The 25,087-nt window shown below is 72.4% G+C and carries 25 protein-coding genes; 16 read left to right on the forward strand and 9 right to left on the reverse strand.

What is annotated here, in order from left to right:
- Positions 1 to 532 precede the first annotated feature (532 nt).
- The 6 genes from IEY69_RS08475 (at position 533) to IEY69_RS08500 (ending at position 5,989) form a co-directional block, all read left to right on the forward strand.
- Positions 533 to 1,540, forward strand: coding sequence for an FAD:protein FMN transferase (locus IEY69_RS08475; protein WP_373291012.1), 1,008 nt, complete (start codon positions 533 to 535; stop codon positions 1,538 to 1,540).
- A 38-nt stretch (positions 1,541 to 1,578) separates the two neighbouring features.
- The gene (locus tag IEY69_RS08480) at positions 1,579 to 2,136 is read left to right on the forward strand and encodes a DUF2271 domain-containing protein (RefSeq protein WP_189072690.1); all 558 of its coding nucleotides are present in this window, start codon (positions 1,579 to 1,581) and stop codon (positions 2,134 to 2,136) included.
- A 13-nt stretch (positions 2,137 to 2,149) separates the two neighbouring features.
- Positions 2,150 to 2,761, forward strand: a complete 612-nt coding sequence (locus tag IEY69_RS08485) for a PepSY-associated TM helix domain-containing protein (RefSeq protein WP_229783769.1) — start codon at positions 2,150 to 2,152, stop codon at positions 2,759 to 2,761.
- A 108-nt stretch (positions 2,762 to 2,869) separates the two neighbouring features.
- Entirely contained in the window at positions 2,870 to 3,655 is a 786-nt protein-coding gene (locus IEY69_RS08490; RefSeq protein ID WP_189072691.1) for a nitroreductase family protein, read from the forward strand.
- Between the two features lie 43 nt (positions 3,656 to 3,698).
- On the forward strand, positions 3,699 to 4,886 hold the full coding sequence (locus IEY69_RS08495; protein ID WP_189072692.1) for a trans-sulfuration enzyme family protein: 1,188 nt from the start codon (positions 3,699 to 3,701) through the stop codon (positions 4,884 to 4,886).
- Between the two features lie 98 nt (positions 4,887 to 4,984).
- Complete coding sequence (locus IEY69_RS08500; RefSeq protein WP_189072693.1) at positions 4,985 to 5,989, forward strand: NADP-dependent oxidoreductase; 1,005 nt, start codon at positions 4,985 to 4,987, stop codon at positions 5,987 to 5,989.
- Between the two features lie 96 nt (positions 5,990 to 6,085).
- Here IEY69_RS08500 and IEY69_RS08505 read toward each other — a convergent pair whose 3' ends face one another.
- The 5 genes from IEY69_RS08505 to IEY69_RS08525 all read right to left on the reverse strand — a co-directional run bounded on the left by IEY69_RS08505 (position 6,086) and on the right by IEY69_RS08525 (position 9,494).
- Positions 6,086 to 7,087 carry an isocitrate/isopropylmalate dehydrogenase family protein gene (locus IEY69_RS08505; RefSeq protein ID WP_189072694.1) on the reverse strand — a complete coding sequence of 334 codons (1,002 nt, stop codon included), beginning with the start codon at positions 7,085 to 7,087 and terminating at the stop codon, positions 6,086 to 6,088.
- Positions 7,088 to 7,249: 162 nt separating this feature from the next.
- Positions 7,250 to 7,648: a copper resistance CopC family protein gene (locus tag IEY69_RS08510; protein ID WP_189072695.1), complete on the reverse strand. Its 399-nt coding sequence runs from the start codon at positions 7,646 to 7,648 to the stop codon at positions 7,250 to 7,252.
- Positions 7,649 to 7,712: 64 nt separating this feature from the next.
- The gene (locus tag IEY69_RS08515) at positions 7,713 to 8,165 is read right to left on the reverse strand and encodes a DUF1775 domain-containing protein (protein ID WP_189072696.1); all 453 of its coding nucleotides are present in this window, start codon (positions 8,163 to 8,165) and stop codon (positions 7,713 to 7,715) included.
- Positions 8,166 to 8,322: 157 nt separating this feature from the next.
- A complete protein-coding gene (locus tag IEY69_RS08520) occupies positions 8,323 to 8,811 on the reverse strand; it encodes a hypothetical protein (protein WP_189072697.1) in 489 nt (162 codons plus the stop codon).
- Between the two features lie 44 nt (positions 8,812 to 8,855).
- Positions 8,856 to 9,494 carry a rhomboid family intramembrane serine protease gene (locus IEY69_RS08525; RefSeq protein WP_189072698.1) on the reverse strand — a complete coding sequence of 213 codons (639 nt, stop codon included), beginning with the start codon at positions 9,492 to 9,494 and terminating at the stop codon, positions 8,856 to 8,858.
- Positions 9,495 to 9,574: 80 nt separating this feature from the next.
- Here IEY69_RS08525 and IEY69_RS08530 point away from each other — a divergent pair, with 80 nt between their 5' ends.
- The 4 genes from IEY69_RS08530 to IEY69_RS08545 all read left to right on the forward strand — a co-directional run bounded on the left by IEY69_RS08530 (position 9,575) and on the right by IEY69_RS08545 (position 14,290).
- Positions 9,575 to 10,510: an aldo/keto reductase gene (locus IEY69_RS08530; protein WP_189072699.1), complete on the forward strand. Its 936-nt coding sequence runs from the start codon at positions 9,575 to 9,577 to the stop codon at positions 10,508 to 10,510.
- Positions 10,511 to 10,593: 83 nt separating this feature from the next.
- Entirely contained in the window at positions 10,594 to 13,071 is a 2,478-nt protein-coding gene (gene hrpB, locus IEY69_RS08535) for an ATP-dependent helicase HrpB (RefSeq protein WP_189072700.1), read from the forward strand.
- Positions 13,071 to 13,763, forward strand: coding sequence for a class I SAM-dependent methyltransferase (locus IEY69_RS08540; RefSeq protein ID WP_189072701.1), 693 nt, complete (start codon positions 13,071 to 13,073; stop codon positions 13,761 to 13,763). Before hrpB ends, IEY69_RS08540 begins: the two co-directional genes overlap by 1 nt.
- A 38-nt stretch (positions 13,764 to 13,801) precedes the next feature.
- The gene (locus IEY69_RS08545) at positions 13,802 to 14,290 is read left to right on the forward strand and encodes a hypothetical protein (RefSeq protein ID WP_189072702.1); all 489 of its coding nucleotides are present in this window, start codon (positions 13,802 to 13,804) and stop codon (positions 14,288 to 14,290) included.
- A 3-nt stretch (positions 14,291 to 14,293) separates the two neighbouring features.
- Here IEY69_RS08545 and IEY69_RS08550 read toward each other — a convergent pair whose 3' ends face one another.
- Both IEY69_RS08550 and IEY69_RS08555 read right to left on the reverse strand, forming a co-directional pair.
- Entirely contained in the window at positions 14,294 to 15,067 is a 774-nt protein-coding gene (locus IEY69_RS08550; RefSeq protein ID WP_189072703.1) for a methyltransferase domain-containing protein, read from the reverse strand.
- A 237-nt stretch (positions 15,068 to 15,304) separates the two neighbouring features.
- A complete protein-coding gene (locus IEY69_RS08555; RefSeq protein ID WP_189072704.1) occupies positions 15,305 to 15,922 on the reverse strand; it encodes a Rad52/Rad22 family DNA repair protein in 618 nt (205 codons plus the stop codon).
- A gap of 217 nt (positions 15,923 to 16,139) precedes the next feature.
- Here IEY69_RS08555 and hisB point away from each other — a divergent pair, with 217 nt between their 5' ends.
- From hisB to IEY69_RS08570, 3 genes are read left to right on the forward strand one after another with little or no spacing between them, the layout of a single operon-like run.
- On the forward strand, positions 16,140 to 16,727 hold the full coding sequence (gene hisB, locus IEY69_RS08560; protein ID WP_189072705.1) for an imidazoleglycerol-phosphate dehydratase HisB: 588 nt from the start codon (positions 16,140 to 16,142) through the stop codon (positions 16,725 to 16,727).
- Positions 16,724 to 17,377: an imidazole glycerol phosphate synthase subunit HisH gene (gene hisH / locus IEY69_RS08565; RefSeq protein WP_189072706.1), complete on the forward strand. Its 654-nt coding sequence runs from the start codon at positions 16,724 to 16,726 to the stop codon at positions 17,375 to 17,377. The genes hisB and hisH overlap by 4 nt, the downstream gene beginning before the upstream one ends.
- Positions 17,378 to 17,380: 3 nt before the next feature.
- Entirely contained in the window at positions 17,381 to 17,659 is a 279-nt protein-coding gene (locus IEY69_RS08570; RefSeq protein ID WP_189072707.1) for a barstar family protein, read from the forward strand.
- A gap of 18 nt (positions 17,660 to 17,677) precedes the next feature.
- Here the strand turns inward: IEY69_RS08570 and IEY69_RS08575 are convergent, their stop codons facing one another.
- Together IEY69_RS08575 and mnmC2 are read right to left on the reverse strand one after the other, a co-directional pair.
- On the reverse strand, positions 17,678 to 18,646 hold the full coding sequence (locus IEY69_RS08575) for an NAD(P)/FAD-dependent oxidoreductase (RefSeq protein WP_189072708.1): 969 nt from the start codon (positions 18,644 to 18,646) through the stop codon (positions 17,678 to 17,680).
- A complete protein-coding gene (gene mnmC2 / locus IEY69_RS08580) occupies positions 18,646 to 19,356 on the reverse strand; it encodes a tRNA (5-methylaminomethyl-2-thiouridine)(34)-methyltransferase MnmC2 (RefSeq protein WP_189072709.1) in 711 nt (236 codons plus the stop codon). Before mnmC2 ends, IEY69_RS08575 begins: the two co-directional genes overlap by 1 nt.
- 157 nt (positions 19,357 to 19,513) lie before the next feature.
- On the opposite strand from mnmC2, the gene IEY69_RS08585 reads away from it, so the two are divergent.
- The 3 genes from IEY69_RS08585 to IEY69_RS08595 all read left to right on the forward strand — a co-directional run bounded on the left by IEY69_RS08585 (position 19,514) and on the right by IEY69_RS08595 (position 25,069).
- Complete coding sequence (locus tag IEY69_RS08585) at positions 19,514 to 21,526, forward strand: elongation factor G (protein WP_189072710.1); 2,013 nt, start codon at positions 19,514 to 19,516, stop codon at positions 21,524 to 21,526.
- A gap of 67 nt (positions 21,527 to 21,593) precedes the next feature.
- A complete protein-coding gene (locus IEY69_RS08590) occupies positions 21,594 to 21,839 on the forward strand; it encodes a hypothetical protein (protein WP_189072711.1) in 246 nt (81 codons plus the stop codon).
- A 20-nt stretch (positions 21,840 to 21,859) separates the two neighbouring features.
- On the forward strand, positions 21,860 to 25,069 hold the full coding sequence (locus tag IEY69_RS08595) for an AAA family ATPase (RefSeq protein WP_189072712.1): 3,210 nt from the start codon (positions 21,860 to 21,862) through the stop codon (positions 25,067 to 25,069).
- Positions 25,070 to 25,087 lie beyond the last annotated feature (18 nt).

The raw sequence follows: 25,087 nt of genomic DNA on the forward strand, positions 1-25,087 counted from the left end.
AGCGGTGTTCAGGTTCGTTGAAGGGACAACGGCACGCCCTTCAATTCCACTTCCAACCACGGTCTGTCTCAGGTGCTCGCTTCGCTCGATTCAGAGGGATCGAGGGATACCCTCGGTACCTCTGAACTCTGCTGGCAGAGGTCAGGAGAGACACCCGCACCACCTCTGAACCGAGTGGACTCGCCGAGCTGCGCAGCAGAGCGAGTGTCCGGATAAGACCCCGGTGGAACGTGGGTTTCTGGGGCGTGTCCCTAGCGCTGGGGTGGGTCGGAACATCGCTGTCAGCGGCGGCGTTGAAGCCGCCTGGACCCTGAATCAGGCGGTCATCGGCCGCGCCACAGAGTACGGACCGGAGCACACCGGCAGCCTGAAGAGGGGCGCTGGGTCGTGATTCATGGTGCGACCGGCAGAACGTGCGGGGATGGGCCGGGCACCGAACTGCACGTCGGGTCAGCGGTGGTGCGCACCACGTGTCCCGCTGGCCGGGCAGGTTTTAACGCTCGCGTCAGGAATGCAGCGCAGAATGCAGCGCGTGATCCTGACCGCCCTGCGCAGCGCGCTGCGTCCCCCACACCGCCTGCATGCCACCTACGAGCGCCTGCTGGGCACGGAGGTGGAGGTCCAGGTCGTGGCCCGCACCGCCGAGCAGGCCCACGCCGCCGAGCACGCCGCCCTGACTGAAATCGAGCGACTGACCCGGATCTTCAACCGCTTCGATCCGGAGAGCGAACTGCGCCGCTGGCAGGCCCGTCCCGGCGACACGCATGTGCCCCTGAGCCTGGAACTCCTGCAGGTGCTGCGCCTCGCCGACCACTGGCGGGCGCACAGCGGCGGCGCCTTCCACGCTGGCGCGGACGCCCTGGCGCAACTGTGGCAGCAGGCCGCCGCGGCCGACACGCTGCCCAGCCCGGACGCGCTGGCGCGGCAGGTCAGCGCGCTGCGCGCCGCCCCGTGGACCCTGCATGCCGACGGCAGCGCCACCCTGCACGCCAGCGGCCCGCTGGGCCTGAACGCCCTGGCCAAGGGCTACATCGTGGACCGCGCCGCACAGGTCGCGTCCCGACACGCCGGGGTGCGCAGCGTCCTGATCAATGCGGGTGGGGACCTGCGCGTGATCGGACCGGCCCGCGTGGAGGTGCTGATCGCCGATCCGTTCACCGCGCAGGACGACGCGCCTCCCGTCGCGCGCATCGGCGTGCGCGAGGCCGCCCTGGCCACCAGCGGGCAGGCTCACCGCGGCTTTCAGGTGCAGGGGCGGCACTACTCGCACGTGCTTGACCCGCGCACGGGCCAGCCGGTTCAGGAGGTGCCGGGCGTGACCGTCACCGCGCCCGAGTGCGTGACGGCCGACGCGCTGGCCACCGTCCTGAGCGTCCTGGAACCGCGTGCCGGTCTGAATCTGCTGTCCAGTCTGCCGGACTGCGAGGCGATGATCGTCACGGCTGACGGGCAGCGGCACGTCTCGCCCGGCTGGACCGGGGTGCCCCTGCCGCGCCGCACGGTCCGGCCTTCCCGGCGCCCCCTGTTAACCGCCCGCTAACCCCCGCGCGGCACGCTGCCCGCAGGAGGATCCACCCCATGACCCACACGCGCCGCACCGTCCTGCACCGACTCGGCCTGACCGCCGCCGCCCTGACCGTCTCCCGCTTCAGCCCCGCCCAGGCCGCCGCCGCCAGCCCCGCCAAGAAATGGCCGACCGGCATGAAGCTCGACGTGACCTTCACGGTCGCCACGAAGGCCAGCGGCCGCGTGAAACGCCCCTACGTCGCCGTGTGGATCGAGGACGAATCCGGGAACACCGTGCGCAACCTGACCGTGTGGGTGCAGCAGTCGCGCATGAATCCCCGCTGGCTGAGCGAACTGCGCCGCTGGTACCGCACCAACGCCGACCTCCTGACCACGGTCAGCAGCGCCACCCGCAACCCCGGCACGTACGCTGTCGCGTGGGACGGCAAGACCGACAAGGGCGCCATGGCCGCGCAGGGCACGTACTACGTGTGCGTGGAGGCCGCCCGCGAGCACGGCCCGTACTCGCTGGTGCGCGAGAAGGTCACGGTGGGCGCCGCGGCGTTCAGGAAGACCCTGACCGCCGACAACGACATCGAGGCGGCCAGTGTCGCTCTCGGCAAAGCCTGAACCCGGTGCGGGTGTGCGGCGGCCCGCCCCGCGCCCCCGCACCCTGAAGGCCCGCACGAACGTCTGGCTGCGCTGGGCGCACACGTACACCAGCATGATCAGCCTGCTGGTCGTGCTGTTCTTCAGCCTGACCGGCATCACCCTGAACCACCCGGACTGGGTGTTCGGTACGGGGGAAGTCACCCGGACCGTGACCGGCACCCTCCCGGGCGGCTGGATCAGGGGCGGGCAACCCGACTGGCTGACCGTCGCCGAGGAACTGCGCGCCCAGCAGGGCCTGAAGGGCCGCGCCAGCGACCCGCGCGCGGACGACCAGCAGGCCGACATCTCCTTCCTGGCGCCCGGCTACAGCGCCGACACCGTCATTGACGTCAAGACCGGCACGTATGAGACCACCATCCTGGAACAGGGCGCCGTGGCCGTCATGAACGACCTGCACAAGGGCCGCGACGCGAGCCCCGCCTGGAAGTGGGTCATTGACGTCAGCGCCGCGTTCCTGGTCGTGATCTCCCTGACGGGCCTGGGCATCCTGCTGTACCTGAAAAAGACCCGCGTGCAGGCCCTGACCGTCATGGGCATCGGGGCCGTCCTGACCGTGCTGCTCGCGTGGCAGGGCAGTCGCTAGCCACGCCCGCACCCTGCCGCCACCCCCTGCCGCGCCGCTCGGCAGGGGGTGGCGTTCTGTCGCGCCGCCCGCACTTGCCCCGGCGGGGCGGCGGGTATGCTGCGCCGCATGACCGATGACCGCCACCGCCGCCCCGAGGACGTCCGCGCCTTCTATGACGCGCACCGCACCGTCCGCCAGTACCAGACGCACGAGGACGGCACGCCCCTGCCCATGCCCGAGGAGCACCTGGACGTGATCCTGCACGCCGCGCAGCGCGCCCCGACCGACGCGACCGCGCAGCTGTACTCCCTGATCCGAATCACGCGGCCCGAACGGCGCGCCCGCGTGGCCGAACTCACCACGAACGCGCACATCGCCACCGCCAGCGAGGCGTTCGTCGTGTGCGCCGACGTGCGCCGCGTCCAGCGTGTGCTGGAGGTCGCCGGGAAGGAAGCGGGCACGTGGCCCGCCATCGCCGTGCACTTCGGCATCGGGGACGCCGTCATGGCGGGCACGAACCTCCTGACCGCCGCCGAGATGCTCGGCTACCAGGGCTGCTGGATCGGCGGCGTGCTGAACGGCTTAGGCGGCATCATCGAGGAACTGAAGCTCCCGCAGGGGGTCCTGCCGTTCGCCGCGCTGACGATCGGCCGCCCCGCCGAGGACGCCCCGTACCGCCCGCGCGTGCCCCGCCCGCTGGTCATCCACACCGACGCGTACCACGAGGCCACCGACGAGGAGATCCGCCACGCCACCGAGATCATGAACCCCATCGCCGCCCGCAACGGGAAACCCGGCGACTGGGCACGCCTGCTCACCATGTACTTCGGGCAGGGAGGCGGCATGGAGAAACGCGAACCCGCCCTCGTGGCCGCCCTGAAGAAACAGGGCCTCTGGTCGGGCGGGGAGTAAGGGGCAGAAGGGGAGGGGCCGCGCACCTTCGTACAATGCGCGGGTGAGCGACCCCAAGCCCGCCCCCACCTACGACCTGACCACCCTGGCCGCCCGCGCGGGCGAGGAGGCCCGCCCCAACCGCGCCGCCGCGCTGGTCGAGCCGATCTACCAGAGCACCGTGTACGCCTTCGCGGACCTGGACGACCTCGACCGCGCCATGAGTGGTGAGGACCCGTCGGCGTTCTACTACCGCAATGGCACCCCGAACGCCGCGACGCTGGAACGCGCCCTGGCGACCCTGGAGGGCACCGAGGCGGCGCTGGTCGCCGGGAGCGGCATGGCGGCGATCAGCGCGGCGCTGCTGGGCGTGCTGAAGGCCGGGGATCACGTGATCACGGACGCGCGGGTGTACGGCGTGACGTACGCGCTGCTCGCCGAGGAATTCCCCCGCCTGGGCATCGAGGTGTCCTTCGTGGACGCCTGCGACCTCAGCGAGGTAGAGGCCGCCTTCCGCGCGAACACCCGCGTCGTGCACGTCGAGAGCCTCACCAACCCGCTGCTGACCGTGCCGGACGTGCCCGCCCTGGCCCGGCTGGCCCACGGGCGCGGCGCGCTGCTGAGCGTGGACAACACCTTCGCCAGTCCCGCCATGTTCCGCCCCGCCGAGCACGGCGCCGATCTGGTCACGCACTCGGTGAGCAAGTACCTCAGCGGGCACTCCACGGCGTTCGGCGGCGTGCTGTGCGCCTCCGCCGAACTGGTCGCGCTGGCCCGCACGCGCCTGCTGCGCCTGGGCGGCACCATCAGCGCCTTCGACGCCTGGATGACCATGCAGGGCCTCAAGACGCTGGGCCTGCGCATGCGCGCCCACAGCGGCAACGCGCAGGCCATCGCGGACGTCCTCGTGAACCACCCGCGCGTGAAGGCCGTGTACCACCCGGGCCTCAGCGACCACCCGCAGTTCCACCTCGCCATGGACCTCTACCCGAACGGTTTCGGCGGGATGCTCAGCGCCGACATCGAGGACGCCCCACGCTTCGTGAAGGCCCTCGCCGGGCGGATTCCGCTGGCCCCGTCCCTGGCGGACGTCGTCACCACGCTGTCCTGGCCGTGGGGCACCTCGCACCGCCCCCTGCCCGAAGCGGAACGCCGCCGCCTGGGCATCACCCCGAACCTGCTGCGCCTGAGCATCGGCATCGAGGACATCGGCGACCTGCTCGGCGACTTCGAACGGGCCCTGGACGAGTAAGCCTGGGGTTCAGGGGCTGGGTGTCCGGGCTGCTGTGACCGTTTCAACGTCACCGCGCTTACCATCACGGCCTCTCATGAAGGCGCACAGTGGCCCGCATGACGACCTCACGCGAAGTGCAACTCGCCGCCCGTCCCGTCGGCGCCCCCAGGGACAGTGACTTCAACCTCGTGGACCTGACCCTGCCCCAGCCCGCTGCCGGGCAGATTCAGGTCCGCAACCTCTACCTGACGGTCGACCCGTACATGCGCGGCCGCATGAACGACGCCAAGAGCTACGCCGCGCCCTTCGCGCTGGGCGAGACCATGACCGGCGGCGCGGTCGGCGTCGTCACGCACAGCGAGGACGCCAGCGTGCCCGTCGGCGCGCACGTCCTGCACGACCAGGGCTGGCGCACCCACGCGAACATCGACGCGCGGCGCGTGAAGGTGCTGCCCGAACTGCCTGGCGTGCCCCTCAGCGCGTACCTGGGCGTGCTCGGCATGCCCGGCCTGACCGCTTACGCGGGCCTGCTGCGCACCGCTGAATTCAAGCCCGGCGACGTGGTGTTCGTGTCCGGCGCCGCCGGAGCCGTGGGCAGCGCCGTCGGGCAGATCGCCCGCCTGAAGGGCGCGTCACGGGTCATCGGCAGCGCGGGCAGCGCCGACAAGGTCCGCCACCTCGTGGACGACCTGCGCTTCGACGCGGCGTTCAACTACAAAGGCGGCCCGGTCGCCGAACAACTGAAAGCTGCCGCGCCGGACGGCATTGACGTGTACTTCGACAACGTCGGCGGCGAGCACCTTGAAGCCGCCATCGGCAGCATGCGCGTTCAGGGCCGCGCCGCCATCTGCGGCATGATCAGCATGTACAACGCCACCGAACCCACCCCCGCGCCCCGCAACCTCGTGCAGATCATCGGCAAGCAGCTCACGCTGCGCGGCTTCCTCGTCACGCCCCACTACGACCTGTTCGACACCTTCGCGCAGGAAGTCGGCGGCTGGATCGCCAGCGGCGAACTGAAATTTGACGAGACTGTCGTCGAGGGCATCGACCAGACGCCCGCCGCGTTCATGGGCCTGCTGCAGGGCCAGAACACCGGGAAGATGATCGTCAAGCTGTAAGACTCCGGTTGAAGGGTTTGTTCAAACCGTTCACTCCGGGCATAGAGGAGAGGGCCGGACACGCTGAGCGTCCGGCCCTCTCTTGCTGGTGTCTGCTTATGCTAGGGCGGCGATGACGGCGTTCGTGAACTCCTCGGTCCCGGCAGTGCCGCCGAGGTCGCGGGTGCGGGGGCCCTCGGTGAGGACCTTGTTCACGGCGTTGTCGAGGCGGCGGGCCGTCTCGTGGTCGCCGATGTGGTCGAGCATCAGGACGGCCGCGAGGATGGTCGCGGTGGGGTTGCTGATGCCCTGACCGGCGATGTCGGGCGCCGAGCCGTGCACGGACTCGAAGATGCCGAACTTGTCGCCGACGTTGCCGCTGGCGGCAATGCCCAGGCCGCCGACCAGACCGGCGGCGAGGTCGGAGAGGATGTCGCCGAACATGTTCGTCATGACCATCACGTCGAACTGCTGGGGGTTGCGCACGAGCTGCATGGCGGCGTTGTCCACGATCATGGTGCTGGTGTTCAGGCCGTCCACGGTCTTGGCGTGGTCGAGGATGGTGTTCAGGAACAGGCCCTGGGTGACGGGCAGCACGTTGGCCTTGTGCACGACCGTGAGGCGCTTGCCACGCTTCATGGCGAGGTCCGCGGCGAACTTGCCGATGCGGTCGCTGGCGTCCTTGGTGATGACGGTGTCGGCGATGGCGGTATCGCCGTAGCGGCGCTCCTGCTCGACGTACAGACCCTGGGTGTTCTCGCGGACGATCACGAGGTCGACGTTCTCGTACGCGCCGGGCACGGGGCGGGTCTTGGTGGGGCGCACGTTGGCGTACAGGCCGTACTTCTGGCGCAGGTGACGGATCGCGCCGAAGAACCCGGCGGGTTTCTCGCCGCTGGGGCTGGTGGCCGCGCCGAACAGGGTGGCGTGGGTGTTCTCGACGGCGTCGTACGTCGCCTGGGGGACGCTGGTGCCGTGGTCGAGGTAGTACTCGTACCCGGCCTCGGCGTGGACGTACTCGGCGTCGAAGCCCGCGGCGTCGAGCACGCGGCGGGTCGCGGGGATCACTTCGTGGCCGATCCCGTCGCCTTCAATCAAGCAGATGCGATATTTCGCCATAACCTGTTCAGTGTAAGCCCAGTTACGACTGCGCGGGTCTGTCCGTCACGTCAGGAGGCGTCACCCGCAGCGTGACGGCGTGCGCGGTCGCCACTGAACTGGAAGCGATTCCGTGTTGGACGGGCTGCACGGAATCACTCCCGAACGCCGGGCGCGCCGCGTTCAGCGGACCCGGAAGGTGCTGCTGCTCGTCACGGGATGCCCGTCCTCCGACAGGATCTTCCAGGCGATCACGTACTGACCGGACTTCAACCTGGGTTTCAGGGTCAGGGCCAGCCGGGCCGCCGCGCCGCTCAGCTTGACGGGCACATTCGCCAGCGCCGCCGAGTCGGCCTTCTCCGCCAGGGCGCGCCGCGCCGCCTCGGCGACCGTCACGCCCGCCGGGACGGCCATCACGCGGAACGTCGAGAAACGCAGTTCCACGGGCTCGCTGAACGCCAGGGTCACGGACTTCGGGGCGGTCACGGTGGCGTTCAGCGCGGGGGTCACGCCCGACACGGCGGTGTGGGCAGAGGCGGCGGACAGGGTCAGGGCAGCCAGCAGGGGCAGGATGTTCTTCATGAGATGACCTCCAGGGTCGGGAAGGGGTAGAGGGGAGGAAGCGGACCTCCCCCCAGAGGAGCACTTACTTGACGGTGGTCCTGCTGGCCGGGCCCTCGGCGGGGTTCGTGTCGTCCCACGCGACGACGCTGCCGTCGCTGTACGTCTGGTAGATCTTCCAGACGACCTCACCGGCCGCCGCCGGGTTCTTCGCCTGGAAGAAGAAGCGGGCGTACTCCATGGGCGCCACGCGGCCCTTCCAGACCACTTCAGTCACGAGGCCAGCCGCGTCCTTCTTCACGGTGCGCGTGAAGCCGGGCGTGACCTGGAAGCGGCTGATCACCACCCCGACGGGCACCACGAGGCGGATCTGGGTGGTGGCGATCTCCTTCTCGGTGGGGACGTTCAGGCGGTACGTCTCACTCTTCCCGGCGGCGGACTCGGTCAGGCCGGTCTCGGTACGGACGGTGGCGTGTGCCCCCGCGACGGACAGGAACAGGGCGGCGGCCAGGGGCAGAACGGTTTTCAGGTTGAACATGGGTAAACTCCAGGGTGGGTCAGGGGACGCCGCAGGCCACGCGGGCGCGGTCGTCGGAAGGTGCGGGGAAGCAGGGGATGTGGGGCATGGTGCGCGCGGGGCCGCCGGGCCGGGTGCCCCATCAATCTGGCAGTGGCAGCTCCGGCGTTGGCGCAGGTCAGGCGTGCGGTGGTGCGCGGGCGTCCGCGTGACGCAGCGCGAACGTGACCGGCCCGGCGGTGCGGGTGGTCACGTGGAGGGCGCGCTGGGCCTGCGGGCTGACGCGAGGCCCGTCGGCGGCGGCCAGCGCAAAACCGGTCGTCAGGCAGAACGGGCAGTGGGGATCACCGTGCGCGTGGTGCGGCGGGGCGTTCGGCGCGGCGTCCGTCAGGTCGTGCCCGTCCGCATGCGCGGCACTTGCCTCAGCCGTGCGGGAAGCAGGTGGGTCGCAGGGGACGCCCGCCACATGGACGTGGGCAGCGGCCTCGGTTGGAGCCTCGTGCCCCCCGGCGACGGTCTGCGTCAGCGTCCCCAGGGTCAGGCCCAGTCCACCCGCGCCGGGGCTGCGGGTCAGGTGCGCCAGGGATGCCAGCACCGCGAGCAGCGCCAGCACCCAGCGGCCCACCCGGATCGGGGCAGGGCGCAGGGGGCGGGGCGGAGCTCGCATCGTGCCGAGCATAGCCCGACCCCCCGGTGAGAATGTCCTGCCGGTCAGCGCGGGAAACTGGACGTGGGCCGTGCCGGGGGACGCTTGCGGTGGAGGATCGCCGCGGCGATCAGGCCGCCCACGAAGCCGAACAGGTGCGCCTCCCACGACACGGCCGGGTTCGCCGGGAGGACGCCCCAGAGGATGCCGCCGTACAGCAGGAACGCCGCGACCGCCACGCCGACCGCCAGTGGGGTGCGTTCCCACCAGCCGACGCCCAGCAGGTACGCGAGCAGCCCGAACACCAGTTCGCTGGCTCCCAGGTGCACGCTGCCGCCCCGACCGAGCAGCCACACGAGTCCGCCGCCGATCAGGACGATCAGCAGCAGTGCCGCCAGGAAGCGCGCGACGCCGCGCAGGGCGCTCATGAACGTCAGGACGGCCAGCGGCACGGTGTTTGCAATGAGGTGCCCGAAGCCCACGTGCAGGAACGGCGCGGTCAGCACGTGCCAGAACGTGCCCGGGGCGCGCGGCTCGATGCCGAACTGGTCCAGCTGCCCCTGGAACACCAGCTGATCGGCGCCCTCCTGCACCCATAGGCCCGCGATCAGGGCGGCGGTGACGGTCGCGGCGCGGCCCAGGCTGGTCGCCGGTCGTGGGGTGCCGGTGGAGCGCGTGAAGGTTTGGCGGGGTGGGGCGCGCATGCCCCAGCATGCCTCACGGGGGCCGGGGCGCGCGTCCATCCTTGGGTGCAGCTCATGTCGGGTCGGCGTAGGCTGCCCGCATGAAAACGCGAACGCTGGGACATAGCGGCCTGACCGTGTCGGTCGTGGGGCTGGGCTGCAACAACTTCGGGGGACGGCTGGATCAGGCGGGCACGACCGCCGTGGTGCGCCGCGCGCTGGACGCGGGCATCACGCTGTTCGACACCGCCGACATCTACGGCAATCGGGGCGGCAGCGAGGAAACCCTGGGCCGCGCGCTGGGCGCCGAGCGGGCGAACATCGTCCTGGCGAGCAAGTTCGGCCTGGACATGGGCGAGGGCCGGGGCGGTGCGCGGCCCGCGTACATCCGCGAGGCGCTGCACGCCAGCCTGCGCCGCCTCGGGACCGATCACCTGGACCTGTACCAGCTGCACCGCCCCGACCCGGAGACGCCCATCGAGGACACGCTGGGCACCCTGAACGACCTGGTGCAGGAGGGCCTGGTGCGCGCCGTCGGCGTGAGCAACATGCCCGCCGCCGACGTGCGCGGGTCGGACGCCCTGGCCCGGCAGCACGGCTGGGCGCGCTTCACGTCCTGCCAGGACGAACACAGCCTGCTCGTGCGGGACGTGGAGGCCGACCTGATTCCCGCCATGCGCGACCTGAACCTGGGCCTGCTGCCGTACTTCCCGCTCGCCAGTGGCCTCCTGACCGGCAAGTACCGCGCCGGGGCCGACCTGCCCGAGGGTGCACGCATCACCGGCAGTCAGAATGCGCAGGACCGCTACCTGAACGAACGGAACTGGGCGGTCGTGGAGGACCTGCGCGCCTTTGCCGAGGGCCGGGGGCACACGCTGCTGGAGCTGGCGTTCAGCTGGCTGCTGTCCTTCGACGTGACGAGCAGCGTGATCGCCGGGGCCACGAAACCCGAGCAGATCGACGCGAACGTGGCCGCCGCCGCATGGACCCTCACGCCCGAGGAGCTGGCCGAGGTGGACCGCATCACCGGTCGCTGACCCGCCCCCCCTCCTCCAGGTGGGAGGGAGCACCCGCCCCACCTCCTACCCACTGCCCACTTCCGGCGCACCGCGCCCTTACCATGCGGGGCGTGAAGTTGCCGATCGAGGACGTCACGGGGGAGGTGCGCGCGGTGCTCGCGGCGCATCCCCTGGTGGTCGTGCAGGCCCCGCCGGGCGCGGGCAAGAGTACGGGGTTGCCGCTGGCGCTGCTGGACGAGCCGTGGCTGGCCGGGCAGGGCGTCGTGATGCTGCAGCCCCGCCGGGTCGCGGCCCGCGCGGTCGCGGCGCGGCTGGCGGAAGGGCTGGGCGAGGAGGTCGGCGGGACGGTCGGGTACCGCGTGCGTTTCGATTCGCGCGTGTCGGCCGCGACGCGGCTGGAGGTCGTGACCGAGGGCATCCTGACCCGCCGCCTGCAACGCGACCCGGAACTCGCGGGCGTGGGGCTGGTGATCCTGGACGAGTTCCACGAGCGCAGCCTGAACGCCGATCTGGCGCTGGCGCTGCTGCGCGAGGTGCAGGGCGCGCTGCGGGACGACCTGCGGGTGCTGGTCATGAGTGCCACGCTGGACCCGGCGCTGCCCGGTCGGCTGGGTGCGCCCCTGGTCGAGAGCGCGGGCCGCGCGTACCCGGTGGAGGTCCGGTACCTGCCGACCGACCCGGTGGGCCGCGTGGAGGATCTGGTGGCGCGGCAGGTGCGCGCCGCGCTGGACGCCGAGCCGGGGGACGTGCTGGCGTTCCTGCCCGGCGTGCGTGAGATCCGCGCGGCCGCCGCGCTGCTGTCAGATGTGGACGCCGTGGTGCTGCCCCTGTACGGCGACCTGCCGGTGCGCGAGCAGGCGCGCGCGCTGCAGCCCGACCCGGATGGGCGGCGCAAGGTGGTCCTGGCGACCAGCATCGCCGAGACGTCCCTGACCATCGACGGCGTGCGCGTCGTGGTGGACGGTGGGCTGAGCCGCACGCAGGCGTTCGACCCGGCGACCGGCCTGACCCGCATGGTCACGGGCCGCGTCACGCGCGACGCCGCGACGCAGCGCGCAGGCCGCGCGGGCCGCACCGCGCCGGGCGTCGCGTACCGCCTCTGGAGTGAACGGACGCAGCCGCTGCTGCCCGCCGCGCGTCCGCCGGAGGTGCTGGACTCGGACCTCGCGCCGCTGACGCTGGAACTCGCGCAGTGGGGCGTGACCGACCCCGCGACCCTCCACTGGCTGGACGTGCCCCCGGAACGCCGCGTGCAGACCGCGCGGGGCGTGCTGCGGGACCTCGGCGCGCTGGACGACGCGGGCCGCGTGACGCCGGAGGGCGCGCGCCTGCTGGACTTCCCCACGCACCCGCGCGTCGCGCACCTGCTGACCGCGCCGGGTGACCCCGCGCTGGCGGCGGACGTGGCGGCGCTGCTGGAGGAACGCGACCCCCTGCCCGCCGGATTCGGCGCGGACCTGACCGACCGGGTGCGCGCCCTGCGCTCCTGGCGGTGCAAGGATGGCAGTAGGGGAGACGTCGCCGTGCTGGAGAGGATCGAGCGGCTGTCCCGCCAGTGGCGCACCCTCCTGAAGGTCCGCGCCGACGACCGCGACCCCGACCCGTTCGCGGTGGGCGCGCTGGTCGCCCGCGCGTACCCGGAACGCGCCGCGCTGGCCCGCGAGGAGACCAGTGGCCTGCGCCGGGGCCGCTTCCTTCTCGCGGGCGGTCAGGGCGCCGCGCTGCCCGAGGGCGACGCGCTGGCTGGAGCGCGCGCCCTGGCCGTCGCGCACCTGGACGCCGCGCAGGCGGAGGGGCGCATCTTCCTGGCCGCGCCCCTCGACCCGGCCGCGCTGGACGCCGGGGCCACGTGGGTGGACGCCGTGCGCTGGGACACCCGCACCGGCACCCTCGTCGCGCAGCGGGAACGGCGCTTCGGCGCGCTCGTGCTCGAAGCCCGGCCCCTGCGGGACCTGCCGGCCGCCGCCCGCGTGGACGCCCTGGCCGCCGCGATCCGCGACGAGGGCCTGCACCTCCTGACCTTCAGCCCCGACGCGCAGGCGCTGCGCGACCGCGTGGAGTCCGTGCGGTTCTGGCGGCCTGAGGAAGACTGGCCGGACCTGAGCGACACCGCGCTGCTCGGCACCCTGGAGGACTGGCTGGGACCGCACCTGGACGGCGTGCGCAGCCGCGACGACCTGGGGCGCGTGAACCTCCTCCCGGCCCTGCAGGCGCAATTGCCCTGGCCCCTCCCGGCCCGACTGGACGAGCTGGCCCCCACGCACCTGACCGTCCCCACCGGCAGCCGCATCCGCCTCACGTACCGCCCCGGCGAGGCCCCGATCCTGGCGGTGAAGTTGCAGGAACTGTTCGGCCTGGCCGACACGCCCGCCGTGAACGAGGACCGCACGCCCGTGCTGCTGCACCTGCTGTCGCCCGCCGGGCGGCCCGTGCAGGTCACGCAGGACCTCCGCTCGTTCTGGAACTCCTCGTACTTCGAGGTGCGCAAGGACCTGCGCGGCCGCTACCCCAAACACCCCTGGCCCGACGACCCCTGGACGCACGCCCCCATGAAAGGCACCAAGAAACGCGGCGTGTGATGGGCACGCGCCGGGACGCCCTGACCGCCGCGCTGTACGGCCCGGTCGGGTGGCCCCGCGCCCGGCGGATCGCGGAGCGGCTGCGGCCGCACCTGCCGACCGGCGGGTCGCTGCTGGACCTCGGGGCAGGCACCGGGCACACGGGCGCGCTCCTGGCCCGGCAGGGCTGGGTGGTGACGCTCGCGGACGTGCCGCCGCACCCGGGCGCGTGGGGGCAGCGGCTGATCGCGCAGCCCACCGCGCGGCACCTCGCGCGGCGTTACGGGTTGGTGCGGGTGCTCGCACCGGGGGCGCTGCCGTTCCCGGCCGCGCACTTCGACACGGTGCTGCTGGCCTTCGTGCTGCACCACTGCCCTGACCCGCGGGCGGTGCTGCGCGAGGCCGCGCGGGTTGCCCGGCAGCGGGTCCTCGTGCTGGAGGACGTGAGCGTGGACGGCCAGCGGCCCGGCCCTCTGGCGCGCACCCTGGACGCGCTGGTGAACCTGGAAGTCGGGCACCCCCACGCGCAGCGCAGCCACGCCGACTGGCTGCACCTATTCGAATCGCTGGACCTGACCATCCACGCCGGGGAACGCTGGACCTCGCGGGAACTCGGCGTGCCCACGGGTCACGCGCTGTACCACCTGCGGCCCCCTGGACCCGGTCGGAAAGCTCCGGTGGGGGTGGAATGCCCCCCGAGGCGGCTCACCTGAGGCATCTCCTGGCGTATCGGGCTGCCATGCTGCCCGGTATGCGCCCTGCCGTTCTCACCTGTGCCCTGACCCTGCTCACCCTGACCGGATCCGCCCACGCCGCCGACTACTCGAAGACCGTGTGGAGCATCGCCTCGGGTCAGTCGGGGCAGACCCCACTGATGGACACGAACGTGATGGGCGAGATGGTCATGCGCGCCTGGGTCACGCCGCGCGGCGTGCCGGTGCAGGGCCTGATGTTCATCTACATGCCGAAACTCAGCACCAACCACTGGGCGGTGATGCTGGTCGAACCGCAGGGGCAGGCTGGCGAGTTTTTCGGTGCCCGCACTCTGAAGTTCGTGCGGGCCGCGAAGAAGGACGGCCAGACCGCCAACCTGTACACCCTCGGGGACGGCATGTTCAAGGGCCTGTATCTGATGGACGGGAAGGTGAAGGACAGGAGCGGCAAGATCATGCACATCCTGATGCTGCTCACGCCGCAGATGGCGCAGCAGGAACCCGACCCGGCACAGTTCCTGAAGTGACGCTCAGGTGGGGCGGCGCGCGGTGAACAGGGTACGGGTGAAGGCGTAGTACACGCGCTCGCCGGGGTAGGCGGCGTGGAGGCGTGCGCGGTAGGCGGTCAGGAAGCGCTGCTGGCCGGGTTCATCCAGGCGGCTGAGGTACGGGACGAGGGCGGTGCCTTTCGTCCAGTCGATCAGGCCGTCCGCGCCGTGCAGCACGACCGGGTAGACCCTGCTCAGGGCGATGATGTCCACGCCGCCCAGCGCGTCGAGCAGTTCCGCGTACCGGGCGGGGGGCAGGACGGGGGACGCGCCATGCGCAGTGCCGAAACGGGCGTACCCGCCCAGTTCGTCCTGGAAGTCCAGGGCGGTGTCGGTCAGGAGGCGGTGGCTGGGGTGGTCGTGATTGGCGGGCACCTGCGCGGCCAGCACGCCGCCGGGATTCAGGTGCGTCCACAGGTGCGCGAGGAGCGCGGGGTGGTCCGGCACCCACTGCAGCGAGGCGTTCGCGTGGATCAGGTCGTACATGCCGTCCAGTTCACTGAGGTCGCCCCGGCGGAAGTGGAGGTTGGGGGCCTGCTGCGCCTGTGCCCGCTCCAGCATCTCGGCGCTCTGGTCGAGTCCGGTGACCTGCGCCTGCGGGAAGCGCAGGGCGAGCGTCAGGGTGTGTTCGCCCGTGCCGCAGCCCAGGTCGATGACGCTGGCGTAGGGCTGGTCGGGGATCAGGGCGTGCAGGTCGCGGACGGGGGCGCTGCGGGCTTCGCGGAAGAGGTGGTACTGGTCGGGGTTCCACGTCATAGGTTCAGCGTAGGCGGGTCGCCGGACAGAGTGTGCGTACCTCAGTGGTGACAGAGGGTGGGGCGTGACGGGCCGACCCGCCCGCGTGCCTGACGCCGGGCGGGTCGGCGATCTTCAGCAGGGCTTACAGCAGGCGGGCGAGGGTGCCGCCCAGCAGCATCAGCAGCAGCAGGCTGAGGGTCAGGGTCAGGAGACTGCCGGGTGTGGGGCGGCCGTGCTCGTCCCGGCCCCGCCAGATCACGCGGCCCGTCCGGAGTGCTGCGGCGTGGGCTGCTGCGGGGTCGGGTGCAGGCTGCCCAGCGCGGCCTTCAGGTGCTTGTACACCTCGCGCTGAAGGTCCAGATCCTCGGGCAGTTCGTAGCGCAGCTGCTCCATGGCCTGCATCAGGTGCGCGCCGCCGGGCGTGCGTTCGTGGTCGGGGCGGGCCCAGTCGGGCAGTTCGGGCGTCTGGGTGGGCCTGCGGGCAGCGTCGTCCCAGTCGGCCCAGGTCTTGGGCAGGTCGTACAGGTACCGGCCGATCCCGAAGTGCACCGCGCAGCGTTTCAGGGCGTCCGAGGAGGCGGCCTTCAGGGTGCCCAGGTCGCCTTCCGGGGCCTCGCCGATGTCCTCGCGTGTGACGCCCAGGACGGTCAGGCGGCCCTTCACGGTGGGCTGGCGGGTGCCGGGGATGACTTCGATCTCGAAGGTCCAGGCGTCGGGGCAGATGGCGTCCAGGCGGTCCTGCACCGCGCGGGCGTCGATGTGCGCCAGCATCAGCGCGCGGCTGCGGTCCCGGCTGTAGGCGGCGGGTTTCCACGCCACCATGTGAGCGGGAAACGGGGCCTGAAGTCGTTTCTGAACATCGCTCAGTTTCATGCGTTTAGTTTATAACAGAATGGAATTACGGTCAAGACAGAATGACCCGCCGGTCGGAGGCGGGAGCGAATCGGCGGGAAAGCCCACCCAGCGCAGCTCTGAGCTGTAAGCTCTGGGCGCTGAGAGGGAGTGCCCCGCCCCACTTCCCACGCACCGCCCCCCCCTCCCATCGACAAGGCCACACACCCCTCCCCCCTCGTCCCCTAGCATGCTGAGCATGAGCCGCACGGCCACCGTCACCCGAACCACCAGCGAAACGGACATCACCGTCACGCTCGACCTCGACACCACCACGTACCAGCACCCCCAGACCGGGCACGGCTTCCTGGACCACATGCTCGACGCGCTGGCCCGCCACGCCCGCATCGGCCTGAGCGTCCGCGCGACCGGCGACCTGCACATCGAACCGCACCACCTGATCGAGGACACCGGCATCACCCTCGGACAGGCCCTCACGCAGGCGCTTGGCGACCGCAAGGGCATCGAACGGTACGGCAGCGCCTTCGTGCCCATGGACGAAACGCTGGCGCATGTCGTGCTGGACCTGTCGGGCCGCGCGCACCTCGCCTTCGAACCCGAGACGCTGAACGTCTGGGGCGACGCGGGCGGCATGACCCACTACCATCTGCGGGAATTCCTGCGCGGCCTGTGCAACCACGCCGGGATCACCCTGCACGTCCGCCTCCTCGCGGGCCGCGAGGCGCACCACGTCATCGAGGCCATCGTGAAGGCCGTCGCGCGCGCCCTGCGGGACGCCGTGCAGGTCACCTCCCAGACCATGCCCAGCACCAAGGGCAGCCTGTGAGCACTCCCGCACCTGCCACCGAGGGCCGGCCCGAGGTCCTGCTGCTCGACTACGGCGCCGGGAACGTCCGCAGCGCCGCCAAGGCCCTGGAACGTGCGGGCATGACCGTGCGCGTCAGCAGCGACCCCGCCGACGTGCCCGGCGCGCGCGCGCTGGTCGTGCCCGGACAGGGGCACTTCCGGCAGGTCATGGACGCCTTCGACACCAGCGGCTTCCGCCAGCCCGTCCTGGACGCCGCGCAGGGCGGCACGCCCATCCTGGGCATCTGCGTCGGCATGCAGATGCTGCTGGAAGGCAGCGAGGAAGCGCCCGGCGTGCAGGGCCTCGGCCTGATCCCCGGCACCGTCCTGCGCTTCCCGCCTGATGCGCAGCGGAAGGTGCCGCAGATGGGCTGGAACAGCCTCGATAAGGTCGGCGACAGCCCCCTCCTGAACGACCTCGCGTGCCCGGCGTACGCGTACTTCGTGCACTCCTACTACGTGCCCCTGACTGTCGACGTGGACGCCGGAGCGGTCACCGAGTACGGCGTGCCCTTCTGGGCCGCGTTCAGCCACGGCAACCTGCACGCCACGCAGTTCCACCCGGAAAAGAGCGGCGCGGTGGGCCTCGCCATCCTCGAACGCTTCCGCCGCAACGTCATAGAGAACTGAGGCGTGACGGGCCGGACGGTCACCGTGAACTGCGCCGGAGTGCGGGACGAAGCCGGATTCTGGGCCGCTTACATGCGGGACGTGCCGGACCTCCATCCCGGGTTCGGCCGAAACCTCGCTGCTTTCCGCGACGCGTTGTGGGGGGGCCCCGGCTGGCCCGACGTCGAGGAGATCCGCTTCACGAACTCGGATTCACTCGGTTCTCTGCGGGGCGGCACGTTCATGCCGTGCCTTGAGGAGATCGCGCGCGAGGTCGGTTCCGTGCGGCTCGTATTTTCCTGAGCGCAGGCTGATCGCTGGTCAGCCGGGCCGGGCCACGCTCATCAGGTCGCTGGCCAGTTCAGCCGCGAGCAGGGGCCCGAGCAGGAAGCCCTTGCTGCTCAGGCCGGTCAGCCGCCACGTGCCGCCCTCCTGCGGTCCGGCGTTCAGGCCGGAGAGGCGCGTGCCGGTCCAGTGCCCGGTGACGCGCGCGCCCCGCAGGTCAGTGAGGGCCGCGCCCTTGCCGAGCAGCCACCCCAGCGACGCCAGCGGCAACCCGTCCGGGGTCCAGGTGGGGGAGGGCGTCTCGAAGGTCGCGCCGAGCACCCCGCCGCGCGCATCCGGGGCGAGATACGCGCCGAAACTGAGCGGCACGCGCGTCACCGCACGGTCGAGGGTCAGGAGGGTGCCGCGCCGATGCGTGGCGGCCTCGCCGCGCCACGTGACGCCGACCGAACCGCCGCAGAACACCACGGCGTCCCCGTTCAGGGTGCCCCCGCCCGCCAGCGTCACGGTGCTGGCCGTCCAGCTCTTCGCGCGTCCGGTGACGACCTGCGCGCCGGACGCCTGCACGAGCGCGCGGGTGAAGGCCGGGCCGTCCACCCACCCGCCATCCGGGAGGTGCAGGACGTGCCCCCAGCCGGGCGCCAGAGGTTCCGGCGCGTCTGCTGGGCTGAGCCACGCATGCCTGAGCGCGGCCGGGAGGTTCCGTTCGAAGCGGGCGCGTGCGTGGTCGTCCGGGATGGGCCGCAGCACGCCGGACTGAGCGTGCGGCACCGCGTGCCCCGCCACCTCCAGGTCGCGCAGCAGCGCCCACGTGAAGCGCATGCCGTCCAGCGCGTGGGCGTCCACCCCGCCCGACTGGCCGCGCACCGGGTTGATCAGGGCGCTGGGCACGTCGCTCGCGCGGTGCGCGCCTGCGTCCACGACGGTCACCTGCGCGCCCGCGCGGGCCAGGAAGTACGCCACGCTGGCCCCCGCGATGCCCGCCCCGATCACGACGACGTGCATCAGCCCTTCCGGATCGCGCGCAGGCACTCGCGTTTACCGGGCGCGCCGGGGCGGCGTTCCACGCGCAGCCCGGCGGCCTCCAGCGAGCGGCGCACGTGCCCGGCGGCGCTGTACGTCCCCAGCACGCCCCCCGGCGCCAGTGTGCGGGCCAGTCGCGCCGTGAACTCCGGCGTCCACACGTCCGGATTGCGGCTGGGCGAGAACCCGTCGAGGTACAGCGCCGTCGCCCAGCTTTCGGGCAGGTCGGCGGTCAGGACGTCCGCGAACGTGACGCGCAGGGTCGCGCCGCCCGCCGTGACCTCGATCTCGCCGGAACTCTCCCCGGTTGGCCCACCGTCCGCCTCGGGCCAGGCGTCCAGCAGCGCCCGCCACGCGGGGTGATCCTCGGCCTCGCCGCCGCGGGCCACGTCGCGCAGCAGGGCGCGCGGGGCCGGGTCGAACTCAAACGCGTGGTACACGAGCGGAACTCCGCGCGCCTCGCAGCGGGCCAGGGTCGCGCGGGCGTTCACGCCCACCCCGAAGCCCACCTCCAGCACGCGCGGGGCGGGGTGCTCGTGCGTGCCCGTGCCCTCCAGAAAGACGTGCCGCGCCTGCGACGCCGCGCCGTGCCGCGACCCGTACGCCTCGCCGAACCGGGCGTTCAGGGCGGTGCGCGACCCGTCCGGCGTGACCAGCACGTCACCCTGCTCATCAGCGTAACCTTCACTCATGGGGCGAAGGATACCGGGCGGAGCGACAGGAGGAGCGGGTGGTGGCCACCTGACCGGGTGTACACTGGCGGCACCAAAATTTCTGTTGCCCGCGTGCGTTCGCCGGTCGCTGCCGCCCGTCCCGAAGGGGTGTTCGGGGAAGGAATGGTGATCTTTCGTGCCTCACCGCATTGTGAGTCTGGCCGCGCACAGCGGCACCGGGAAGACGACGCTGGCCGAGGCCCTGCTGCACCGCAGCGGGGTCATTTCGCGCATGGGGCGGGTGGAGGACGGCACGACCCGCAGCGACCACACGGACGCGGAGAAGGCGCACGGGTTCTCGATCCAGACCGGCGTGCTGCGCCTGACCCACGAGGGCACGGACGTGACGGTGCTGGACACGCCGGGCTTCGCGGACTTCGTGCGGGAGATCCGGGGCGGCATCCGCGCGGCGGACAGCGTGCTGGTGCTCGTCAGCGCGGTGGGGGGTGTGGAGGTCGGCACCGAGCGCGCCTGGGCGACCGCCGATCGCTTCGGCATGCCGCGCGTCGTGGTGGTGAACAGGATGGACCGGGACCGGGCGGACTTCTTCGCGGTGCTGGCCGACGTGCGGGCCAGTCTGAAAGGGCCGGTCGTGGCGGCGTTCCTGCCGGTGGGGGAGGGGCCGGACTTCCGGGGCGTGGTGAACGTCCTGACGGGTGAGGTCAGCCCCCCGCAGGACCTCCCGCCCGCCCTGAGCGGCGCGCTGCGCGAGGCGCGGGACGCGCTGCTGGACGCCATCGTCGAGACGGACGACGACCTGATGGGCCGCTACCTGGAGGGCGAACCCATCGGGGACGACGAACTGGAGGCGGCGTACCTGCGGGCCGTTCACGCGGGCACCCTGTATCCGGTGCTGCCCGTCAGTGCCGTGACCGGCGTGGGCCTGGACGCACTGCTGCACCTGATGGTGCGGGGCCTGCGCAGCGCCCGTGAACGCGGCCCGCTGACCGGCGTGGACGGCCAGACCCGCGAGCCCACCCCGGACGCCCCGCTGAGCGCGCGGGTGTGGCGGGTGTCCATCGACCCGTTCGTCGGGAAGGTCGCGTACGTCCGGGTGTGGAGCGGCACGCTGCGCCCCGGCGACACGCTGCGCAACACGTCGCAGGACGTGGACGTGCGCCCCATGCACCTGTACGTCCCGAACGGCAAGGACCTCACCGAGGTGACCGAACTGCCCGCCGGGAGCATCGGCGTGCTGACGAAACTCCCGGACCTGCACGCCGGGGACACCCTCGCCGACCCCGCGCGGCCCATCACGTACGACCCGCTGTGGCTGCCCGACCCCGTGCACACGGTCGCCATTCACCCCGCCACCCGACAGGACGAGGACAAGCTCGGCGCGGCCCTCGCGAAACTGCGCGAGGAGGACCCCACCCTGCACTACGCCCGCGAACCCCAGACGGGCGAGCAGCTGCTGTCCGGCATGGGCGACATGCACCTGGGCATCGCCGTGGAGAAGCTGGCCGCGCAGGGCGTCACCGTGACCACCACCCCGCCCCGCATCCCGTACCGCGAGACCATCCACGCACCCGCCGAGGCGCAGGGCAAACACAGGAAACAGAGCGGCGGGCACGGCCAGTACGGCGACTGCAAGATCCGCATCGAGCCCGGCGAGGGCTTCGCGTTCCGGTCCGCCGTGGTGGGCGGCGCGATTCCCGGCAAGTACATCCCCAGCATCGAGAAGGGCGTGCAGGACGCCATGCAGCGCGGCGCACTCGCCGGGTACCCCATGCAGGACGTGCACGTCACCGTCCTGGACGGCAGCTACCACGACGTGGACAGCAGCGACATCGCCTTCCGCACCGCCGGCAGCCTCGCCCTGAAAAACGCCGTCACGGGCGCCCGCCCCGGCCTGCTGGAACCCGTGATGCAGCTGCGCGTCCGCGCGCCCGCCTCGTTCACCGGCGACCTGATCAGCGACCTGCAGACCCGCCGCGCCCGCGTGCAGGGCATGGACCCCGAGGGGACCGTCATCACCGTCACCGCGCTCGTCCCACAAGCCGAACTCCAGACGTACAGCGCCGACCTGCGCTCGCTGACCGGGGACCGCGGCGCGTTCAGCGTGAAAGCCCACGGGTACCAGCCGGTCCCGGAGCACCTCGCCCGGAAGATCATCGAGGCGCGGCAGGGGGAACTCGCGCAGGCGTGACGGTGCCCGGCATTCTGTCCCCCTGACTGTCCCTGCCCGCCCGGCAGGATGCAGGCGTGATCGGCGCATGAGTCCCCTCCGCTCGTACACCTCCTGCCCCGGCTGTGGTCGCGCCGCCCCCCGGCACGAGGCCCTGACGTTCTGCCCGCTGTGCGGCGCGCGGCTGCTGGGCGCGTGCCCCGGGTGCGGGCAGCCGCTGCGGGACCCGCTGCGCCCGGACTGCCCGCACTGCCACGCCCCGCTGCTGCTCGCGGTCTGCCCCACGGACACCCCCGCCGGGGCGGGCCGCGACCGCACGGCCCGGCGCAACTGACCGTGCTTATACTTCGGAAGATGACCGTGACGCAGGCGGTGGACCTTCCGGCCCTCTGGGCACAGGTGCAGGCGGGCGCGGGCCCGAGAGTGGCGTACCTGCACGGCGCGAGCGGCAGCGGCAAGAGCCACCTCCTGCGGCAGGTGGGGGACGGAGATCACCGCCGCGTCCACCTGAACGCCCCGGACCTGACCGGCACGCTGATCGGGGCACTCCAGGCCCGCCTGACCGGCCGCGACCCGGACGTCCTCGCGTTCCTGCGCGCGGCCCGCCCGGACCTGCCCTGGCCCATGACGGCGCAGCCCCCCACGGGCGACGCGGCGGCCGGACCGCGCGCCCTGGCGGACACCCTGAGCCTGCTGGCGCAGGAGCAGGGCGGCGCGCTGCTGACCGTCGATCACCTGGACCGCGCCGCGCCCGAGGACTTGGACCTGCTGCGGGCCTGCTGGCGCGCGGCGGCGCAGGGCCGCGCCCCCCTGCTGCTGCTGATCGCCGGGCAGACCGAGGTTCCGGAGTTCCTGCAGGACGCCCGCCGGATCGCGGTGCTGAACCCCGGATCGGACGTGCAGGCGCACCCCATGCCGCCACTGGACGACGCTGCCCTGCGGCACCTGCTGCGCGGAACGCTGGGCGCGGTCGACGCGAACCTCGCCCCGTGGCTGCTGGCCCGCGCCGACGGCCTGCCGCTGCACGCGGCCGCGCTGATCGGCCACCTGCGCGCCGGAGGGTTCCTGCGCCCCGTGGGCGGCGCGTGGACCTTCACGCCCCCACCCCGCGCGGACCTGCCCGGCACGCTGGACGCCCTGCTGCGCGCCCGCTGGCACGCCGCGCAGACCGAGGAAGCTATGTGCGACGTGCTGAACCTGCTGGCCCTGAGCGCTGCGCCCCTGACCCTGGGCGACCTGGGCGTCCTGACCGGCCTGGACCGCGCCGCGCTGGACCGCACGCTGGACACCCTGCACGGCGCGGCCCTGATCCACACCGAGGCGCGCGAGGGTGACCTGCACGCCGCCCTGACCCACCCCGGGTTCGCCGCCGTGGGACGGCAGACCCTGACCCCGGCCGAGGACCGCGACCTGCGCGCCCGGCTGGCCCGGCACCACCGCGACCCGCACGAACGCGCCCGGCACGCCCGGCTGGCCGACCTGCCCGGCGCGGACGACCTGACCGAGCAGGCCATGGCAGTGGCCCGCGCGACCGGCGCGCACAGCCTCCTGGCCGAGCACGCGGCCGCCGCGCTGACCCGCACGGACGACCCCGGGAGGCGCGCCCGGCTGCAGGTGGAGCTGGGCCGGGCGCAGCTCGCGCAGGGCCTGAACCGACAGGCCGCCCGGACCCTCGCGGACCTGCCCGACCCGGACGACGCGGCGCGCGAGGCGCACCTGGAAGCCCTGCTGCGCCTCGGCGAGTACCGCGCGGGCCTCGACCTGCTGGCCGCGATGCCCACCCCGCTGAGCGCCCCGCTGGCCGTCCTGCACGCCAGATTCATGTCGGACGCCGGGGACCTGGACGCTGCTGCGCCCCTCCTGGACGCGCTGCTGACCCTGCCCGGCGCCGACCCCGTGCAGGTGCGCTTCGCCCGCGCGCACCACGCCCTGCTGCGCCGCGACCCGCACGCCCTGCACGCCGAGGCCCAGGCGGCCCTGCCCCTGGTGACGACCGACGCGCAGCGCGCCGACCTGCTGAACTACCTCGCGCTGGCCCACACGTGGTTCACGCAGTACGACGACGCCGACCGCACCTACCGCGAGTGCCTGGACGTGCAGCGCCGCAGCGGCCAGGAAGCCCGCATGCAGACCGTGTACGCGAACCTCGGGAACCTGCACCTCGCCCACGCCCGACTGCGCGACGCTCAGGACGCCTACGCCACCGCCCTGAGTCTCGCCCGGACCGGCAGCACCACCCTCATCGAGATGAACGCCCGCGGCATGCTCGGCGTGTCCATGGTCATGGCCGGACAGGAAGCCGGACTGGACCACATGCTCGCCTGGCAGGCCTACTACCGCGAGCACCTGCCCGCCACCGCCCCATTCCTGACGGCGCACACGGCCGCCGCCCTGACCCTGTTCGGCCGGGACGACGAGGCCCGCACCCTGATCGACCTGTACCCACCGGACACCTACCGACCCTTCGGACTGGCGCACCTGATTCTCGCGCAGCTGCACCTCACCTGGGGCGACCTGGACCGCGCCCGCACGGTGCTCGACGACGCGCCCGACTACGCGGGTGACCCCCTGGGCGAGATCGAACGCCTCTCGTACCGCGCGTTGCTCCTGGCCCTGGAAGGCGACCTGAACGGCGCGGAAACGCTGCTGCGCGAGGCACTCGCCCACCCCGGCGCGCCCAGCTACCCCGCCACGCTCGCCATGCTCCACTGGGCCCTCCTGGGCGTCCGGCACCGCCAGCACGCCCCCCAGGACGAACTCCGCGCCCTTGGCGCACAGGTCCACGCGTTCCTGACCACCTCCGGCGGCCTCGGGCACCTGCGCCTCCTCGACCGCCTGTTCCCCGAGGACCGCGCCCAGCGCCACGAGTACCTGGAACCCGCCGCCCCCCACACCCGCCCCGCGTTCCTGCGCACCCTGGGCCACTTCGACCTGGAAGAACACGGCGAGGTCCGCCCCTGGAAGGCCCGTAAGGTCCGCGAACTCCTCGCGCTGCTGCTGTGCGCCCACGTCAGCGACCGCGGCCCCACCGTGCCCCGCGAGACCCTCCAGGACGCCCTGTGGCCCGACCTGCCCGCCCCGCAGGCGGAAGGGAACTTCCGCAAGACCCTCGCCCGCCTGCGTGACGCCCTCGGCACCGCCGCGCACATCGACCGCGCCGGAACCGGCTACGCCCTGAGCGGCCTGCGGTCCGACCTCACCCTGTACCTCAAGGCCCTGCACGACCACGACCTCAGCGCCGCCTGCGCCTGGTACGAGGGGCCCTTCCTGCCCGGCGTGGACCTCCCCGACGTGGACGACCTGCGCGCCGCCCTGCACGCCCGCTGGCGCGCCGCCGCCCTGCAACTCGTGCAGGAAGAGCCCACCCCGCAGGCCACCCGCCTCCTGACGCAACTGCTGCGCGACGATCCCTTCGACCCGGACGCCCTGAGCCTCCTGCCCACGTACCCCGCCGACCCCGACGGCAGCCTGCGCCGCCTGTGCGAGACGCTGCGCGCCCAGCACCTGCGAGAACTCGGCGAGGTCCCCCCCGAAATCGAACGTGCCCTGCACCTGCACGCCTGACCCAGCCCCGCCCCGCGT

This window comes from Deinococcus sedimenti (genome assembly GCF_014648135.1).
Classification (GTDB): Bacteria; Deinococcota; Deinococci; order Deinococcales; family Deinococcaceae; genus Deinococcus; species Deinococcus sedimenti.

Bases quoted from the DNA above. Each gene is read 5' to 3' on its own strand.
- IEY69_RS08555 (WP_189072704.1), bottom strand. From the start codon at position 15,922: ATGAAACTGAGCGATGTTCAGAAACGACTTCAGGCCCCGTTTCCCGCT.
- IEY69_RS08510 (WP_189072695.1), bottom strand. From the start codon at position 7,648: ATGAAGAACATCCTGCCCCTGCTGGCTGCCCTGACCCTGTCCGCCGCC.
- IEY69_RS08520 (WP_189072697.1), bottom strand. From the start codon at position 8,811: ATGCGAGCTCCGCCCCGCCCCCTGCGCCCTGCCCCGATCCGGGTGGGC.
- hrpB (WP_189072700.1), top strand. From the start codon at position 10,594: ATGCGGGGCGTGAAGTTGCCGATCGAGGACGTCACGGGGGAGGTGCGC.
- IEY69_RS08550 (WP_189072703.1), bottom strand. From the start codon at position 15,067: ATGACGTGGAACCCCGACCAGTACCACCTCTTCCGCGAAGCCCGCAGC.
- IEY69_RS08525 (WP_189072698.1), bottom strand. From the start codon at position 9,494: ATGCGCGCCCCACCCCGCCAAACCTTCACGCGCTCCACCGGCACCCCA.
- IEY69_RS08545 (WP_189072702.1), top strand. From the start codon at position 13,802: ATGCGCCCTGCCGTTCTCACCTGTGCCCTGACCCTGCTCACCCTGACC.
- IEY69_RS08515 (WP_189072696.1), bottom strand. From the start codon at position 8,165: ATGTTCAACCTGAAAACCGTTCTGCCCCTGGCCGCCGCCCTGTTCCTG.
- IEY69_RS08500 (WP_189072693.1), top strand. From the start codon at position 4,985: ATGACGACCTCACGCGAAGTGCAACTCGCCGCCCGTCCCGTCGGCGCC.
- IEY69_RS08575 (WP_189072708.1), bottom strand. From the start codon at position 18,646: ATGCACGTCGTCGTGATCGGGGCGGGCATCGCGGGGGCCAGCGTGGCG.
- hisB (WP_189072705.1), top strand. From the start codon at position 16,140: ATGAGCCGCACGGCCACCGTCACCCGAACCACCAGCGAAACGGACATC.
- IEY69_RS08590 (WP_189072711.1), top strand. From the start codon at position 21,594: ATGAGTCCCCTCCGCTCGTACACCTCCTGCCCCGGCTGTGGTCGCGCC.
- IEY69_RS08595 (WP_189072712.1), top strand. From the start codon at position 21,860: ATGACCGTGACGCAGGCGGTGGACCTTCCGGCCCTCTGGGCACAGGTG.
- IEY69_RS08540 (WP_189072701.1), top strand. From the start codon at position 13,071: ATGGGCACGCGCCGGGACGCCCTGACCGCCGCGCTGTACGGCCCGGTC.
- IEY69_RS08490 (WP_189072691.1), top strand. From the start codon at position 2,870: ATGACCGATGACCGCCACCGCCGCCCCGAGGACGTCCGCGCCTTCTAT.
- mnmC2 (WP_189072709.1), bottom strand. From the start codon at position 19,356: ATGAGTGAAGGTTACGCTGATGAGCAGGGTGACGTGCTGGTCACGCCG.
- IEY69_RS08530 (WP_189072699.1), top strand. From the start codon at position 9,575: ATGAAAACGCGAACGCTGGGACATAGCGGCCTGACCGTGTCGGTCGTG.
- IEY69_RS08505 (WP_189072694.1), bottom strand. From the start codon at position 7,087: ATGGCGAAATATCGCATCTGCTTGATTGAAGGCGACGGGATCGGCCAC.
- IEY69_RS08480 (WP_189072690.1), top strand. From the start codon at position 1,579: ATGACCCACACGCGCCGCACCGTCCTGCACCGACTCGGCCTGACCGCC.